Source organism: Burkholderia sp. CpTa8-5, from assembly GCF_017815045.1.
Classification (GTDB): domain Bacteria; phylum Pseudomonadota; class Gammaproteobacteria; order Burkholderiales; family Burkholderiaceae; genus Burkholderia; species Burkholderia sola.
Genome location: NZ_JAGIQD010000042.1, coordinates 1 through 15,879, shown reverse-complemented (window position 1 = coordinate 15,879; position 15,879 = coordinate 1). Strand labels below are relative to the sequence as shown.

16 protein-coding genes are annotated in these 15,879 nt (G+C 71.5%); 10 read left to right on the top strand and 6 right to left on the bottom strand.

What is annotated here, in order from left to right; all coding sequences use genetic code 11:
- Positions 1-191: 191 nt before the first annotated feature.
- The 4 genes from J8I35_RS32530 to J8I35_RS32515 all read right to left on the bottom strand — a co-directional run bounded on the left by J8I35_RS32530 (position 192) and on the right by J8I35_RS32515 (position 3,498).
- Positions 192-974: a glycosyltransferase family 2 protein gene (locus tag J8I35_RS32530; RefSeq protein ID WP_209929126.1), complete on the bottom strand. Its 783-nt coding sequence runs from the start codon at positions 972-974 to the stop codon at positions 192-194.
- Between the two features lie 125 nt (positions 975-1,099).
- The gene (locus J8I35_RS32525; RefSeq protein WP_209929122.1) at positions 1,100-2,392 is read right to left on the bottom strand and encodes an endoribonuclease L-PSP; all 1,293 of its coding nucleotides are present in this window, start codon (positions 2,390-2,392) and stop codon (positions 1,100-1,102) included.
- 37 nt (positions 2,393-2,429) lie between these two features.
- Complete coding sequence (gene fabG, locus J8I35_RS32520) at positions 2,430-3,146, bottom strand: 3-oxoacyl-ACP reductase FabG (protein WP_050016689.1); 717 nt, start codon at positions 3,144-3,146, stop codon at positions 2,430-2,432.
- A gap of 67 nt (positions 3,147-3,213) precedes the next feature.
- Positions 3,214-3,498: a phosphopantetheine-binding protein gene (locus tag J8I35_RS32515; protein WP_124631937.1), complete on the bottom strand. Its 285-nt coding sequence runs from the start codon at positions 3,496-3,498 to the stop codon at positions 3,214-3,216.
- 545 nt (positions 3,499-4,043) lie between these two features.
- On the opposite strand from J8I35_RS32515, the gene J8I35_RS32510 reads away from it, so the two are divergent.
- The 10 genes from J8I35_RS32510 (at position 4,044) to J8I35_RS32465 (ending at position 14,419) form a co-directional block, all read left to right on the top strand.
- Positions 4,044-4,697: a hypothetical protein gene (locus J8I35_RS32510; protein WP_209929115.1), complete on the top strand. Its 654-nt coding sequence runs from the start codon at positions 4,044-4,046 to the stop codon at positions 4,695-4,697.
- 59 nt (positions 4,698-4,756) lie between these two features.
- Entirely contained in the window at positions 4,757-6,499 is a 1,743-nt protein-coding gene (locus J8I35_RS32505) for an acyl-CoA synthetase family protein (RefSeq protein ID WP_209929113.1), read from the top strand.
- Positions 6,496-7,473 carry an acyl-CoA synthetase gene (locus J8I35_RS32500; RefSeq protein ID WP_209929111.1) on the top strand — a complete coding sequence of 326 codons (978 nt, stop codon included), beginning with the start codon at positions 6,496-6,498 and terminating at the stop codon, positions 7,471-7,473. The genes J8I35_RS32505 and J8I35_RS32500 overlap by 4 nt, the downstream gene beginning before the upstream one ends.
- Positions 7,470-8,126, top strand: coding sequence for a LolA-related protein (locus J8I35_RS32495; protein WP_209929110.1), 657 nt, complete (start codon positions 7,470-7,472; stop codon positions 8,124-8,126). Before J8I35_RS32500 ends, J8I35_RS32495 begins: the two co-directional genes overlap by 4 nt.
- Positions 8,126-10,600, top strand: coding sequence for an MMPL family transporter (locus tag J8I35_RS32490; RefSeq protein WP_209929108.1), 2,475 nt, complete (start codon positions 8,126-8,128; stop codon positions 10,598-10,600). Before J8I35_RS32495 ends, J8I35_RS32490 begins: the two co-directional genes overlap by 1 nt.
- Positions 10,597-11,481, top strand: a complete 885-nt coding sequence (locus J8I35_RS32485) for a polysaccharide deacetylase family protein (RefSeq protein ID WP_209929104.1) — start codon at positions 10,597-10,599, stop codon at positions 11,479-11,481. The genes J8I35_RS32490 and J8I35_RS32485 overlap by 4 nt, the downstream gene beginning before the upstream one ends.
- 61 nt (positions 11,482-11,542) lie before the next feature.
- Positions 11,543-12,766, top strand: a complete 1,224-nt coding sequence (locus J8I35_RS32480; RefSeq protein ID WP_209929103.1) for a beta-ketoacyl-[acyl-carrier-protein] synthase family protein — start codon at positions 11,543-11,545, stop codon at positions 12,764-12,766.
- 8 nt (positions 12,767-12,774) lie between these two features.
- The gene (locus J8I35_RS32475; protein ID WP_209929097.1) at positions 12,775-13,593 is read left to right on the top strand and encodes a beta-ketoacyl synthase chain length factor; all 819 of its coding nucleotides are present in this window, start codon (positions 12,775-12,777) and stop codon (positions 13,591-13,593) included.
- Positions 13,590-14,093: a hotdog family protein gene (locus J8I35_RS32470; RefSeq protein WP_050016710.1), complete on the top strand. Its 504-nt coding sequence runs from the start codon at positions 13,590-13,592 to the stop codon at positions 14,091-14,093. Before J8I35_RS32475 ends, J8I35_RS32470 begins: the two co-directional genes overlap by 4 nt.
- Positions 14,090-14,419 carry a hypothetical protein gene (locus tag J8I35_RS32465; RefSeq protein WP_050016711.1) on the top strand — a complete coding sequence of 110 codons (330 nt, stop codon included), beginning with the start codon at positions 14,090-14,092 and terminating at the stop codon, positions 14,417-14,419. The genes J8I35_RS32470 and J8I35_RS32465 overlap by 4 nt, the downstream gene beginning before the upstream one ends.
- A gap of 100 nt (positions 14,420-14,519) precedes the next feature.
- On the opposite strand, the gene J8I35_RS32460 is transcribed toward J8I35_RS32465, so the two are convergent.
- Both J8I35_RS32460 and phbB read right to left on the bottom strand, forming a co-directional pair.
- A complete protein-coding gene (locus tag J8I35_RS32460) occupies positions 14,520-14,726 on the bottom strand; it encodes a hypothetical protein (protein ID WP_050016713.1) in 207 nt (68 codons plus the stop codon).
- Positions 14,727-14,833: 107 nt separating this feature from the next.
- On the bottom strand, positions 14,834-15,577 hold the full coding sequence (phbB, locus tag J8I35_RS32455; protein ID WP_063278326.1) for an acetoacetyl-CoA reductase: 744 nt from the start codon (positions 15,575-15,577) through the stop codon (positions 14,834-14,836).
- Between the last annotated feature and the right edge of the window lie 302 nt (positions 15,578-15,879).

The following is a 15,879-nucleotide window of genomic DNA, read 5'->3' as shown; positions in this document are numbered from 1 at the left end:
CGATAGTTGTATTTGGGAGCGGCGATTTTGCATAATCCGGCAGAAAATTACCAGTTGTTTACATCGGATGACACGCTCATTACTCAGCAGATTGACATGACGCGGCGATCTGGCCCCGGATTGACGACGAAAAGCATGGCAATCGCCGCGCCCGGCGCGGCGGCCGGCAACGAAAGCGGACCGGCCTTCGCTCAGGCCGTCCGGTCGCGGCGCCGCGTCAGGCGGCGCGCGACCAGCATCGGCAGCCGCATCGCGAAGCCGGCGAACAGGCGCAGGTGCATCCACGCAAGCAGCGCGTTGTCACGGCCGTAGTGAAAATGCGACACGCCGCCTTCGTGGCGGCCGAAATAGCGCACCGGCGCGTCGATGAGGATCGGGCGCACGCCGGCCCAGCACAGCCGCACGGCCGCTTCGGGATCGAAGTCGAAGCCGCGCATCCACGGCTGGCGCCGCATGATCGCCGCCAGCGGGGCGACCGGATACACGCGGAAGCCGTACAGCGAATCGCCGATCCCGGCCCACAGCGTCTCGAGGTCGGCCCACGCGTTCGACAGCCGGCGCCCCTGCACGCGCAACTGCGGCGCGCTGGCGTCGAACTTCGGCACGCCGAGCACCATCGCGTCGGGAGCGGCCTGCGACGCCGCCATGAACGCGGGAATCAGGTCGGCCGGATGCTGGCCGTCGGAATCCATCGTCAGCACGTGCGTGAAGCCGCTCGCGGCCGCCGCGTCGAGCCCCGCGAGCACCGCGGCGCCCTTGCCGCGATTCTCCGGCAGCACGATCACGCGCAGGCCGGGATCGCGCCCGGCCATCGCCTGCAGCCGTTCGGCGCTGCCGTCGGTGCTGCCGTCGACGACGACCCACACCGGATTCCATTGCGCGCGGGCATTGCGCACGGTCGCGTCGACCTTGGCGCCCGGGTTGTAGCTCGGAATCAGGACGAGATGGGTGGACGACGCGTGCAGCTTGGACATGGGAACAGCCGATGGGGAAGACGGGGAGCCTGACAAAAGTGTATGACTTGCCGACGAACGCCGGCACGCGTCGTCGACGCCGGCCGCAGGCCCGGCCGGCTGCCCGATCGCGAGGCGCTCGCGCTTCATGACAGCCACTCCATCGCATGACCGGCGCTGGCCTCGATCTCGACCAGCAGGTCGTCGCGACACACGTCCGCATGCACGAACAGCGGCCGAACGTGAGGACCGGCCGTGTCGCGCAGCACGCGATCGATCGCGGCCAGCGCCGCGGTGTCGCCGGCGTCGCGCACGTAGACGCGATAGTTCAGGTCGGCGAGCGAGAACGGGCCGTGCCCCTGCCGCGCGGCCTGCTCGAGCACGGCCGCGAGATTCGCGACCGTCTCGCGCGTCTGCGCGACGACGTCGCCGCGATGCACGGTACGGTGCCCGACGATGCTCGCGGTGCCCGAGACGAACAGCACCGGCGCCGCATGGTCGGCGGCCCACGCGGCCGCGCGCGCGAACGTCGGCGCACGCGGGCCGTACTGCGCCGGATAGTGATACGCGCTGACCTGACGCGGATTCTCGATGGAATCGGCCGACGTGCGGCTCGCGAGGAAATGAATCGCGAGCGGCGCGGCCGGCGATGCTTCGCCCGCGACCGGCATGACCGAACCGAGCGCGCACGCGGCCGGCACGCTGCCCGTGAGCGCGCGTCGGCACGCATCGAACGCACGCTGACGACCGATATTGAACTGACGATAGCGCTCGATCCCGCGCTGCACCGCGTTGATCGCCGGCACGGTGTTCCAGATCCGCAGCGGATGCGGCGTGCCGAGCGTATCGAGCAGGTCGAACAGCGCGCGGTACGCGTCGAATGTCGCGCGTTCGAGCGGCGTGCCGCCGTCGTGCGGCGCGTCGTACGCCGCGTCCGTCTCGTGCACGACGAGGCTGCCGAACACGAGCCCCGCCGTTTCGCTGTAGCGGTAGTGCAGCGCACCGCGTCGTTCGCTGCGCAGGTCGTGCGCATCGCATTGCCACAGTTCGCAGACGGCATCGCCCGGTGCGGCTTCGGCACCGAGCAGCGTCATCTGCACCGGTGCGACCGGCAGGTCGGGCGCGGCATCGGTCAGCATCCGCGCCAGCGCCTGCGCGCGCGACGCGTGCTGCGTGCCCGGTGCGCCGATGCACACCGCACCCAGCGCGCCGGGAAACACGCGATCGAGTCCGTCGCCCCGGCTGCGCGCGTCGTGCAGCAGCGCGACGAGCCGCGCATCGCTCATCTGGACGAGCCGCAGTGCGCGGCCGCCGACGTGCGCGAACGCCGGGGCGACGGGCAACGGCGAACTTGGGCGCCGTTCGGCGTGGGCTGGATGCACGGACACTTCGATTTCCTCACTATGCGGCGCAGGCCGCGCGACCACGCGGCACTGCACCGCGTTGCGTTACGTCAGGCCAACGCGGCGCGCTTCGTCACGCGAGCCCGCCGTTGACCGACAACACCTGCCCCGTCACATAGGCCGCGGCGTCGGACACCAGGTACGCGACCATCGCCGCGACTTCGTCGGGCCGGCCCGCGCGCTGCGCGGGCACGAGCTGCTTGATGCGTTCGGCGGGAAACGCGTGCTCGGCCATCGGCGACGCGATGATGCCGGGCGCCACCGCGTTCACGGTAATGCCGCGCGACGCGAGCTCCAGCGACAGCGACTTCGTCGCGCCGATCAGCCCCGCCTTCGCGGCCGCGTAGTTGGCCTGCCCGCGATTGCCGGTCACGCCGGCCACCGACGCGATGTTGACGATCCGGCCGCGCCGCGTACGGATCATCGGCAGCAGCAGCGGCTGCGTGACGTTGAAAAAGCCGTTGAGCGTCACGTCGATCACGCTGTGCCATTGCCGGCGCGACATGCCGGCCATCGGCGCGTCGTCGTGAATGCCCGCGTTGTTGACGAGGATCTGCACCGGCGCATCGTCGATGAACGGCTGCAGCGCGGCGAGCGTCGCATCGGCATCGGTCACGTCGAACGCGATCGCGTGCGCGGCGCCGCCGGCCGCGACGATCTGCTGCGCGACGGCCTCCGCCTGCGCGAGATGGCGGTTCGCCTGCACCCACACTTCATGGCCGGCCTGCGCGAGCGCCGTGCAGATTGCCTGCCCGAGTGCGCCGCTGCCGCCCGTCACGAGCGCCCGCATCGAATGGCTCCGTTCATCGCGTTGTCACCTCGATCGACGCGGCCGCGTCGTCCGTCGAGCGCCGTCGTCACTTCGTGCGACGCGCGGCGACGTAGGCCGCCAGCGCACCGAGCGTCGCAAAGATCTTTTGGTTGTCCGGATTGTCCGAGCGCAGTTCGAAGCCGTATTTCTTCGAAATCAGCAGCGCGATTTCCAGGATGTCGATGGAGTCGAGCCCGAAACCTTCGCCATACAGCGGCATGTCGGCCGTCACTGTGTCGAGCGGGACGTCGTCGAGATTCAATTCGCCGATGATCAGCGTGGCGAGCTCTTGTTCCAGTGCGTTCATCATGGGTGCGTGCAGGCGGCCCATGGCAGCGGGAGGTGCACGGAAACGGCAACCGTCGGGCACGCCCGGCGCGTGCGAAATCTCCGTCCCTCCGGCGTCTGCCGGCTTCCCCGCCTGCGTCGTTGGGGATCGTTTGTAAAAGTTACGCGGATTCTAGAGGAAGGGTATCGGGTCGTATACCGCGAATGGTTACAAGACTGGCGAGCCATCGCCGCGGCCCGTTTCGGGCGCGAACGCACGAGACGCTTGAGCCGCTTTGGATGGAAATGGACCGACCCCGCGAAATCGTTCGTCCGGTGCCATACAATCCGTTACAAAACCCGGTCGCCGCCGCCCCGAACCCGCGCGGCAGCGGCCCTAAAATGAGCGTGCCCGACCAGCGGCCCGGACCCGCGTCCCGGCCACCATTCATATGATGTTTGACGGCCCGCCCCGCGTCCGCCCACGATCCGCCCGATGTTTCCAGTCATGCCGCATCCGCCCTTGCGCGCCGTTCCGGTTCGCCCGCCCGTCAGTCGCTGCAGCCCGGCCGCCGACCGCCGCGCGCGCCGCGCGCCCGGAGGCCGCCGATGAGCCGGCTGCTGGCCGTCGTGCGCGGTGTCGCCGCAGTCGGCGCCGTGGCCGCCTACCAGGCCGGCGCGCACTACGCGAGCGCGACACCCGGCGCGCACGGCTTCGGTCTCGCGATGGCGCTCGTGCCGCCGCTGCTGCTCGCGCTGGGCGCGGCGCTGCGCTCGCCACGGCGCGCGTGGTTCGTGCCGGCCTGGCTGCTGGTTGCCGCCGCGCTGTGGGCCGCGCGCGCGCCGCTCGCGCGGCACTTCGAATGGGGCCTGTATCTGGAGCACGCGAGCTTCAACGTCGCGATGGCGCTGCTGTTCGGCCGCACCCTCGTGGCCGGCGAGGTGCCGCTGTGCACGCGCTTCGCGGCGATGATCCACGGCACGGTCACGCCGGCCGTCGCGCGCTACACGCGGCGGATCACGCTCGCGTGGACGCTGTTCTTCGTCGCGACCGCCGCCGTGTCGACACTGCTGTTCGCGACCGCGTCGATCGTCACGTGGTCGACCTTCGCGAACTATCTGTCGCTGCCGCTCGTCGCCGTGATGTTCGCGGCCGAGCATGCGTGCCGGCGTTTCGCGCTGCCGCACGAGCCGCGGCCGCGGATGGTCGACGCGGTGCGCGCGTATCGCGCGTCGACCCACGCATCGCAGGGCTCGCGATGAATTCATGACCGGCGCGGCCCCGCGGCCGCGCCGGCCTTCGTTTCCGTCTAGACCGATTTATGCCGACTCACCCGCTGGTATTCCATTCCTCGCCGGACCAGACGATCGCCTGGCGCGACGGCGCGCCCGTCACCGTGCGCGCGTTCGTCGCCGACGTCGCGCGCGTGGCCGCCGCGCTGCCCGCCGGCGGCCACGTGTTCAACGTGTGCCGCGACCGCTATCGCTTCGCGGTCAGCCTGTGCGCGGCGCTCGTCGCCGGCAGGATCAGCCTGCTGCCGTCGACGCACACGCCGGAAATGGTTCGCCAGCTCGCGTCGTTCGCACCCGACGCGTTCTGCCTGCACGACGCGCCCGATTGCACGATCGATCTGCCGCGCTTCGCGTATCCCGATGCCGCGCCCGGCGAACCGGCGAGCGACGCGCCGTTCGCCGTCCCGCAGATCGATGGGGCGCGGATCATGGCCTATGTGTTCACGTCCGGCTCGACCGGCGAGCCGGTGCCGCACCGCAAGACCTGGGGCTTCCTGGTCGGCTGCGTGCGCGCGGCGGCCGATCGCCTCGGCCTGCTCGACGGCCGCGCGGCCACGCTGATCGGCACGGTGCCCGCGCAGCACATGTACGGCTTCGAGTCGACGGTGCTGCTCGCGCTGCTCGGCGGCCTCGCGCTCAGCAACCGCCAGCCGTTCTACCCGAGCGACATTCGCGACGAACTCGACGCGATCCCGCAGCCGCGCGTGCTCGTCACGTCGCCGATCCACCTGCGTGCGCTGCTGTCGACCGGCCATGCGCTGCCGCGCGCGGCGCTCGTGCTGTCGGCCACCGCGCCGCTGTCGGAAAAGCTCGCGTGCGAGGCCGAGGCCGCGCTCGGCGCGCCGCTCGTCGAGATCTACGGCAGCACCGAGACCGGCCAGATCGCGACCCGTCGCACGTCGCAAGGCGCGGCGTGGGAACTGTTCCCGGACATCCGGCTCGACGCGCGCGACGCACCGGGCGGCGACGACAGCGGGCCGACCGTGTGGGTATCGGGCGGCCACGTCGAGGCGCCGGTGCCGATGGGCGATGCGCTCGAACTGCTCGGCGATGGCCGGTTCCTGCTGCACGGCCGCAAGGCCGATCTCGTCAACATCGCCGGCAAGCGCACGTCGCTCGCGTACCTGAACCATCAGCTCAACGCGATCCCGCAAGTGGTCGACGGCGTGTTCTTCATGCCCGACGAAGCGGCGCCGGTGCACGGGGACGCGGCGCTCGAACCCGTCACGCGGCTCGTCGCGCTCGTCGTCGCGCCGACGCTCGCGCCCGCCGATCTGCAGCGCGCGCTGCGCGAGCGGATCGATCCCGCGTTCATGCCGCGCCCGCTCGTGTTCGTCGATGCGCTGCCGCGCAACGAAACGGGCAAGCTGCCGCGCGACGTGCTGGCCGCGCTCGTCGCGCAGCATGCACGCGCGACGGCCGCGCCGCCGGCCGAGCACGACCCGGCCGGCCCACCCGCGCTCGCGTTCACGATTGCCGCCGACCATCCCGCGCTGCCCGGCCACTTCCCCGGCCATCCGGTCGTGCCGGGCGTCGTGCTGCTCGATCACGCGATCCATACGATCGGTGCGGCGCTGAACCGTCCGCTGCACACGTGGCGGCTCGGGTCCGCGAAATTCCTGAGCCCGGTCGCGCCCGGCGAACCGCTCGCGCTCGCGTACGACGCCGCGGCCAGCGGCGCGATCCGCTTCACGGTGCGCGCCGGGTCGCGCGAGATCGCGACCGGCGTGCTGTCCGCACCGTCGGCCGCGCAGGACGGCGCGCAGCGATGAAGCGCACCGCATGGGCCGAGCGCCAGGAGCGCAGCAATGCGAGCCTGCTGCGCGCGATGACGTGGATCTCGCTGCGCTTCGGCCGACAGCGCGCGCGCATCGTGCTGCACCTGATCGCGACGTATTTCGTGCTGTTCTCTCCGGCCGCGTGCGCGGCGTCGCGCGACTACCTGCGCCGCGTGCTCGGCCGCCCCGCGCGCTGGCGCGACGTGTACCGGCACGTGTTCACGTTCGCGGCGACGATTCACGATCGCGTCTACCTGATGAACGGGCGCTTCGACCTGTTCGACATCCGGCTGCACGGCGAAACGCTCGTCGACGCCGCGCTCGCGGATGGGCGCGGCGCGTTCCTGATGGGCGCGCACCTCGGCAGCTTCGAGGTCGTGCGCGCGATCGGCCGCACGCGTCCGGACCTGCGCGTGGTCGTCACGATGTACGAGCAGAACGCGCGCAAGATCAATGCGACGCTCGCCGCGGTGAATCCGGCCGCGCAGCCGGAGGTGATTCCGCTCGGGCAGGTCGACTCGATGCTGAAGGTGCGCGAGCGCCTCGACGCGAACTGCATGGTCGGCATGCTCGCCGATCGCACGCTGCTCGACGACGCGGCCGCGTCGCTGCGGCGCGTGACGCTGCTCGGCGCACCGGCCGCGTTTCCGCTCGGGCCGCTTTACATGGCCGCGATGCTGAAGCGCCCGGTGATCTTCATGACGGGCCTCTATCGCGACGGCAACCGCTACGATGTGCACTTCGAAACGCTCGCCGATTTCTCCGACGTGCGGCGCGATACGCGCGCGGCGGCGGTCGATGCGGCGCTCGCGCGCTACGTCGCGCTGCTCGACAAGTACTGCCGCGCGGCGCCGTACAACTGGTTCAACTATTTCGATTTCTGGAAGGGCGGCGATGCCGCGGCTGCGCGCCGCGAGACGGTGCACGCCGGCGCCGACCTGCCCGCCACGAGGGATTCCGACGCATGACCGCCGTTCGCCGCCGCCCGTTCCCGTTCCCGTTCCCGTTCTCGTCGCACCGCATCGTCCGCGTGGCGCGCGTGCTCGCCGCCACGGCCACCGCGATCGTGCTGGCCATGCCCGCACACGCAGCCGATGCCGGCTCGGCGTGGACCCTCGACCGGCTGATGTCGATGCTCGCGCAGCACAAGTCGGGCCGCGCGACCTTCACCGAGACGAAGACCCTGTCGATCGCCGCGCAGCCGATCGAATCGTCGGGTGAACTGATGTTCGTCGCACCCGACCATCTGGAAAAGCACACGGTGAGCCCGAAGCCCGAACACCTCGTCGTCGACGGCGACATGCTCACCGTCGAACGCAACAACCGCAAGTACACGCTTGCGCTCGCGCGCTATCCGGAACTCGGCGCGTTCATCGACAGCATCCGCGCGACGCTGGCCGGCAACCGCTTCGCGCTCGAACAGGTGTACAAGGTCGCGCTGTCCGGACGCGGCGACGACTGGACGCTGACGCTCACGCCGCTCGATTCGCGGATGCTGAAGGTCGTCAGCACGATCACGCTCGACGGCACGCGCGACGTGTTGCGCAGCGTCGCGATCCGGCAGGCCGACGGCGATCGTTCGGTGATGCGCCTGCAACCCGTCGCGGCGGACGCGAACTGATGGACGATCGTACGCGCCCGTCCCCCATCGCCCGCCGCGTGCCCGCATGGCGGCAGCGCGCGGTGCTCGTATGGCTGCTCGCGCTCGTCGCGTGCGGCATCGCGATCGGGCGCGCGCACTTCACGGCCGACCTGTCCGCGTTCCTGCCGAATGCGCCGAGCGCCGGGCAACGCGTGCTCGTCGACCAGTTGCGCGACGGCATCGTGTCGCGCCTGATCCTCGTCGCGATCGACGGCGGCGACGCGCGCACGCGCGCCGCGCTGTCGCGGCGCGTGGCCGGCACGCTGCGCACCGATCCGCAGTTCGCGGCCGTGCACAACGGCGAAGCCGCGAACGACGCGCGCGACCGGCAATTCATCTTCGACCATCGCTATCTGCTGAGCCCGGCCGTCACGCCGCAGCGCTTCAGCGCCGACGGCCTGCACCAGGCGCTCGGCGACAGCCTCGATCTGCTGGGTTCGTCGGCCGGCCTCGTCGCGAAGGCGATGCTGCCGCGCGACCCGACCGGCGAAGTCGCCGCGCTCGTCGACGGGCTCGACAGCGCGGCCGAACCGGCGAGCCGCGACGGCGTGTGGGCGTCGCGCGACGGCACACGCGCGGTGCTGGTCGTGCAGACGGCCGCCGCCGGCTCCGATACCGACGCGCAGGCCCGCGCGATCGACGCCGTGCGCCGCGCGTTCGCGGCCGCGACGCAGGCCGTGCCGAACGCGCACGCCGCGACGCTCGCGATGACGGGCCCCGGCGTGTTCTCGGTCGACACGCGCGACACGATCCGGCACGACGTCGAACGGTTGTCGGCGGCGAGCGTCGTGCTGATCGTCGCGCTGCTGCTCACGCTGTACCGTTCGCCGCGCACGCTCGCGCTCGGCCTGCTGCCGGTGCTGACCGGCGTCGCGGCCGGGATCGCGGCGGTCGGCGTCGCGTTCGGCACCGTCCACGGGCTGACGCTCGGGTTCGGGACGACGCTGCTCGGCGAAGCCGTCGACTATTCGATCTACCTGTTCGTGCAATCGGCGCGGGCCGGCACGCGCGGCGCCGCGCGCCCGGCCGACGCGACGCGCGCATGGGTCGCCGCGTACTGGCCGACGATCCGGCTCGGCGTGCTGACGTCCGTGTGCGGCTTCGCGTCGATGCTGTTCTCCGGCTTCCCGGGCCTCGTGCAACTCGGGCTCTATTCGATCGTCGGGCTGACGGCCGCCGCGCTCGTCACGCGCTTCGTACTGCCGCACCTGCGCGGCGAGCGTGTCGCGATCCGCGACGTCTCGCGCGTCGGCGCCGTGCTCGCGCGCGCGGCCGGCGCCGCGCCGCGGCTGCGCTGGCCGCTCGCGGTGCTCGTGGTCGCCGCGTGCGCGACGCTCGCGCTGCATCGCGACGGCCTGTGGAGCCGCGAGCTCGCCGCGCTCAGCCCGGTGCCCGCGCCGGCGCAGGCGCTCGACGCGCGGCTGCGCGCCGATGTCGGCGCGCCCGACGTGCGCTACCTCGTCGTGATCGCCGCGCCGACCGAACAGGCCGCGCTCGAAGGTGCGGAAAAAGTCGCCGCGCAGTTGCAGCCGCTCGTCGACCGGGGCGCGCTCGGCGGTTTCGAAAACCCCGCACGCTACCTGCCGAGCGATGTCGCGCAGCGCGCGCGCCAGGCGAGCCTGCCCGATGCGGACGCGCTCGCCGCACGGATGCGCTCCGCCGTCGCGCACCAGCCGATCGCGGTGAAGCCCGACCTGTTCGCGCCGTTCCTCGCCGACGTCGATGCCGCGCGCCACGCGCCGCTGCTCACGCGCGCGAACCTGCGCGGCACGTCGATGGCGCTCGCCGTCGATGCCCTGCTGACCGAGCGCGACGGTCGCTGGAACGCGATGCTGCCGCTGCGGGCGCCGGACGCCACGCGCGCGAAGCAGCCCACGTCGGGCCTCGACGCCGCGCCGATTCGCGCCGCCGTCGCGCGCGCGGGCGTGCCCGACGCGCTATTCGTCGACATGAAGGCCGAAGCCGATCGCCTGTACGTGAGCTACGTGCACGAGGACATCCGGCTGTCGCTCGCAGGATTCGCCGCGATCGCCATGCTGCTGCTGATCGCGCTGCGCTCGCCGCGCCGCGCCGCCCGCGCACTCGCCCCGCTCGTCGCGGCCGTGCTGGTCGTGACGGCCGGCTTCGCGCTCGCCGGCGTGCCACTGACGATCCTGCACCTCGTCGGGATGCTGCTGATCGTCGCGGTCGGCTCGAATTACGCGCTGTTCTTCTGCCGGCGCGACGACGCGCAGCCCGTCACGCCGTACACGCTCGTGTCGCTGCTGATCGCGAACCTCGCGACGGTCGCCGGCTTCGGGCTGCTCGCGCTGTCGCGCGTGCCGCTGCTCGAAACCTTCGGGCTGACCGTCGGCCCCGGCGCGATGCTCGCGCTCGCGTTCGCGGCGATTCTCGCGCCGCGCGCAGCGGGCACGGCGGCGCTCGTCAATCGTGAACGAGGAGGCCGCGCATGAACGTGCCGCCTTTCATTCCGCCGCGCGATGCCGGCGACGCACGGCGCTGGAAACCCACGCCGCTGATCGCGGGCGCCGCCGCATTGCACGCGGGCGCGGCCGCTGCCGCGATCGCGCAACCGGCCACGTGGCCGTGGGCCGCCGGCGGCGTGGTCGCGTCGCATCTCGCGCTGACCGCGGCCGGCCTGTGGCCGCGCAGCACGCTGCTCGGCCCGAACTGGACACGCCTGCCGGCCGGCGCGGGCCGCCGCATCGCGCTGACGATCGACGACGGCCCGGATCCGGACGTCACGCCGCGCGTGCTCGACCTGCTCGACCGTTACGACGCGCGTGCGACGTTCTTCTGCATCGGCGATCTCGCGCGCCGCCATCCTCACTGGATCGAGGCGATCGTCGCGCGCGGCCATGCGGTCGAGAACCACAGCCAGCGGCACCGCCATACGTTCTCGCTGTCGGGGCCGGCCGCGCTGCGCCGCGAGATCGCGGCCGCGCAGCAGACGCTGACCGACCTCGCCGGCACGCGCCCGCTGTTCTTCCGCGCGCCGGCCGGCCTGCGCAATCCGTTTCTCGAACCGGTGCTGTGCGAATTCGGCCTGCAACTGGCGAGCTGGACGCGGCGCGGCTTCGACACGCGGGCGCACGACGCGTCGATCGTCACGCGCCGCCTGCTGCACGGGCTCGACGCGCGCGACATCCTGCTCGTGCACGATGGTCACGCGGCGCGCGATGCGCGCGGCGAACCGGTCGTGCTCGACGTGCTGCCCGCGGTGCTGCGCGCAGCCGCCGACGCGCAGCTGCACTGGACCACGCTGCGCGCGGCGCTGGCGCCCGAACCACCCGGCCAGCCGGGCGTCCCGGCCCCCCCGTTTGATAAAATCTGACCTCGAACGGCGCGTGCCAGCCCTGCTGCAGCGCCCGTTCCGGCCACCGGATGCGACCCTCGTGAACCCTCTCCTGCTCTCGCACTTCACCGCCACCAGCTGCATCGGCCGCGGCCTCGACGCGACCCTCGATGCGTTGCGCGACGCCCGCGGCGGGCTCGTGCCCTGCAATTTCGAGCGTGCGGATCTCGACACGTGGATCGGCGCGGTGGACGGCGTCGATGAGCAGCCCGTGCGCGCCGATCTCGCCGACTTCGAATGCCGCAACAACCGCCTCGCGCAACTCGGCCTGACGCAGGACGGCTTCGACGCGCGCGTCGCGGCGGCGGTCGCACGCTACGGCGCCGCACGCGTCGGCGTGTTCGTCGGCACGAGCACGGCCGGCATCCTCGAAACCGAACGCGCGTATCAGCGCCGCGACCCGGCGGGCGGCGCGCTGCCGGCCGATTTCCGCTACGCGCACACGCACAACCCGTATTCGCCGGCCGCGTTCGTGCGCGCGTATTTCGCGCTGCGCGGACCGGCGATGGCGATCTCGTCTGCGTGCTCGTCGGGTGCGAAGGTGTTCGGCTCCGCGCGCCGCATGATCGAGGCCGGGCTGATCGACGCGGCCGTCGTCGGCGGCGTCGATTCGCTGTGCCTGACCACGCTGTACGGCTTCAACTCGCTCGAACTGCTGTCGCGCGAGCCGTGCCGGCCGTTCGACATCGCGCGCAACGGCATCTCGATCGGCGAAGCCGCCGCGTTCGCGCTCGTCGAACGTGTCCCTGCCGCGCCCGCCGCGCTCGACGGCGACGCGATCCTGCTGCTCGGCATCGGCGAATCGAGCGACGCGCACCACATGTCGTCGCCGCATCCGGAAGGGCTCGGCGCGCGCGCGGCGATCGAGCAGGCGCTCGCTTCCGCCAGCCTCGGCGCGCACGACATCGACTACGTGAACCTGCACGGCACCGCGACGCCGAGCAACGATGCGGCGGAAAGCCGCGCGCTCGGCGCGCTGTTCGCCCGCACGCCGTGCAGTTCGACGAAGGGCGCGACCGGCCACACGCTCGGCGCGGCCGGCGCGCTGGAGGCGATCGTCGCGGCGCTCGCGCTGCGCGAGCAGTTCGTGCCGGCCGGCGTCAACACGACGCAGCCCGACCCGGCGCTCGCAGCCGATTACGTGCTCGCGAGCTGCGACACGCGCGTGCGCGCCGTCCTCTCCAATTCGTTCGGCTTCGGCGGCACGAATTGCAGCCTGATCTTCGGTCGCACCCAGCATGCGGCCGGTCGCGCTCGCCGTTGAGGCCCGCCATGACGCTCACCGCCTTCATCGAAAGCATCGGCCTCGTCGGGCCGGGATTGAACGACTGGCCGCACGCGGCCGACGTGCTCGCGGGCCGCGCGCCCTACGTGCCTGCCCGCACCGAGCTGCCGCCGCCGGCCGGGCTGCCGTCCGCCGAACGGCGCCGCACGGGCCCGGTCGTGCGCACCGCGCTCGCGGTCGGCCACGAAGCGGTGGCCGCGAGCGGCCGCGACGCCGCGACGCTCGCGACCGTGTTCAGCGCGTCCGGCGGCGACGGCCAGAACTGCCACGCGATCTGCGAAACGCTGGCCGGCGACGATCGCCAGCTGTCGCCGACCCGCTTCCACAATTCGGTGCACAACGCGCCGGCCGGCTACTGGAGCATCGCGACCCGCGCGACGGCGACGTCGAACGTGCTGTGCGCGCACGACGGCAGCTTTGCCGCCGGCCTGCTCGACAGCCTGTGCCAGGTCGTCGTCGATCGCGTGCCGAGCCTGCTGATCGCGTACGACACCGATTATCCGGAACCGCTGCGCACGGTGCGGCCGATCGGCGACGCATTCGGCGTCGCGCTCGTGTTCGCGCCGGAAGCGAGCGAACGCGCGCTCGCCCGCATCGACGTGCAGCTCACCGATGCGCCCGCGACGACGCTCGCGCATGCCGGACTCGACGCGCTGCGCGCCGGCAATCCGGCCGCCCGCGTGCTGCCGCTGCTCGATGCGCTCGCCGCGCGGAGCTCGACGCGCGTCGTGCTCGACTACCTGGACGATACGCGCGTGCAAGTCGACGTCGCGATCTCCGAATCCTGTGCGGAGCGCGCGCGATGACCGCACCGGTCGGATTGCCCCCGCCGCTCGACCATGCGTGGATTGCCGCGCACATTCCACATGCCGGCGCGATGTGCGTGCTCGATTCGGTCGATGCATGGGATGCCGAACGAATCCGCTGCACCGCGACGAGCCACCGCGATCCGCACAACCCGCTGCGCGCGCACGGGCGGCTCGCGTCGGTTTGCGGCATCGAATATGCGGCGCAGGCGATGGCCGTGCACGGCGTGCTGCTCGGCGCGCACGAAGCGCGTCCGCGCGTCGGCTATCTCGCGAGCGTGCGCAACGTCGACGCGTTCGTCGACCGGCTCGACACGTTCGAAGCGCCGCTCACCGTCGACGCGCAACGCGTCAGCGGCGACGGCCGCTCGGTGCTGTACGGCTTCGCGCTGCGCTGCGGCGAGCGCGTGCTGCTGTCCGGCCGCGCGGCGGTGATGCTCGACGCATCGGCCGCCGGCGCGCTTCAACCGGCGCCTGCCGGCAACACGAATCCTCGATGACGAGGCTTACCTCAAGGAAACCGGTCGTGAAAGTTCGTCAGTTCATTGGCGCAGCGCTCGTTCTGGCGCTGCTCAGCCCGCTCGCACACGCGGACATGTCGGAAGTGAAGCAGGACATCAAGCGCGATTCGAAGGAAGCCGCGCACAAGACCGGCGAGGCCGCACGCAGCTTCGGCCACGCGACCGCAAGCGCCGCGAAGGCGGTCGGGCACGGGGTCGCCCATGCGTCGCGCGAAGGCTGGGAAGCCACCAAGCGCACGACGAAGCGAATCTTCCACAAGAACGACGCGGGCGAGTCGGCTGGAAAGGGCGAAAGGAACGACTGATCGCGCATCCCGCGCGCTACCGACGGCATGCGCGCGGGACGAGACCGCTCATCGACCGCTCGACTATCGTTCACCGCTTGCGACGCGACCGGCTTTGCCGTCAGCGCGCCCGGCGCATGCGGCGCAGCGACCTTTCCGGCCTGCGCGCGAAACACTTGCCGTACGCGACGAACCGGCAATCGCGATGATCGAAGTTCCGCAGCAGCCGCGCGCGGCGCCGCTCGAGCCAGTAGAGCGAGATCGCCATCGTCAGCGCGATGGCCAGCGCCGAGCCGCCGATCACCAGTCCGATCCAGGTGTCGCCCATGCGTTCTCCGGAATGCGAGGCCGAAGCGGCGCGCCTTCCGCCGCTCCGGCGCGGGATAGGGGGAACGCGGCCCGCACGGACGCGAACGCCGTGCGGGCCGCCGCACGTCACTGCATGTGCTGACCGCCGTTGATCGCGATGTTGGAGCCCGTCACGAAGCCGGCCTCCTCCGAGCACAGGTAAGCGACCAGCGCCGCAACTTCCTCGGGCTTGCCGAGCCGGCCCGCCGGGATCTGCGGGAGGATCTTCGTGTCGAGGATGTCCTGCGGGATCGCAGTGACCATCTTCGTCGCCAGGTAGCCCGGCGACACCGTGTTCACCGTCACGCCCTTGCGCGCGACCTCGAGCGCGAGCGATTTCGTGAAGCCGTGCATGCCGGCTTTCGCGGCCGCGTAGTTGGTCTGGCCGACCGAGCCCTTCGAGCCGTTCACCGACGAGATGTTGACGATGCGGCCCCAGCCGCGCTCGACCATGCCGTCGCAGACCGGCTTCGTCATGTTGAAGACGGAATCGAGGTTCGTGCGGATCACCGCGTCCCAGTTGACCTTGTCGAGCTTGCGCAGCGTCATGTCGCGCGTGATGCCCGCGTTGTTCACGAGAATGTCGACCGGGCCGACGTCCTGCACGATCTTCTCGATGCATTGCTGGCACGAGTCGTGATCGGCCACGTCCACCGGGTACGCATGGAATGCCCGGCCGGCCGCATGCATCTCGGTCAGCCAGCGGTCCGCGCCGGCGTTGTTCGGCGAATACGTGACGACTACCCGGTGACCCGCGTCGTTCAACCGGATGCTGACCGCCTCGCCGAGGCCGCCCATCCCACCTGTCACAACTGCGATTCGCTTAGTCATACTATGAATTACCGACAAAAAAGTAATCGATGAAAGGCGGGGCGGCGGCCTCGCACACGCTGCCGCCCCACCGCTTCGATGCGCGTCCGCCCGCGTCGCGGGCGCGGCACGCACCGGTACCTCGCGCGTGTTGTTGACTGCCTGTGTTGCGCGAAAACCGCCTGGCTCGCCCGCGACGCCGATTCGCGCCGCGAGCGGACCGTATCGTCAGCCGCTGCTCAGACGCGCTCGACCGCGAGCGCGACGCCCATCCCGCCGCCGATGCACAGCGACGCCAGCCCGCGCTTCGCGTCGCGCTTGAC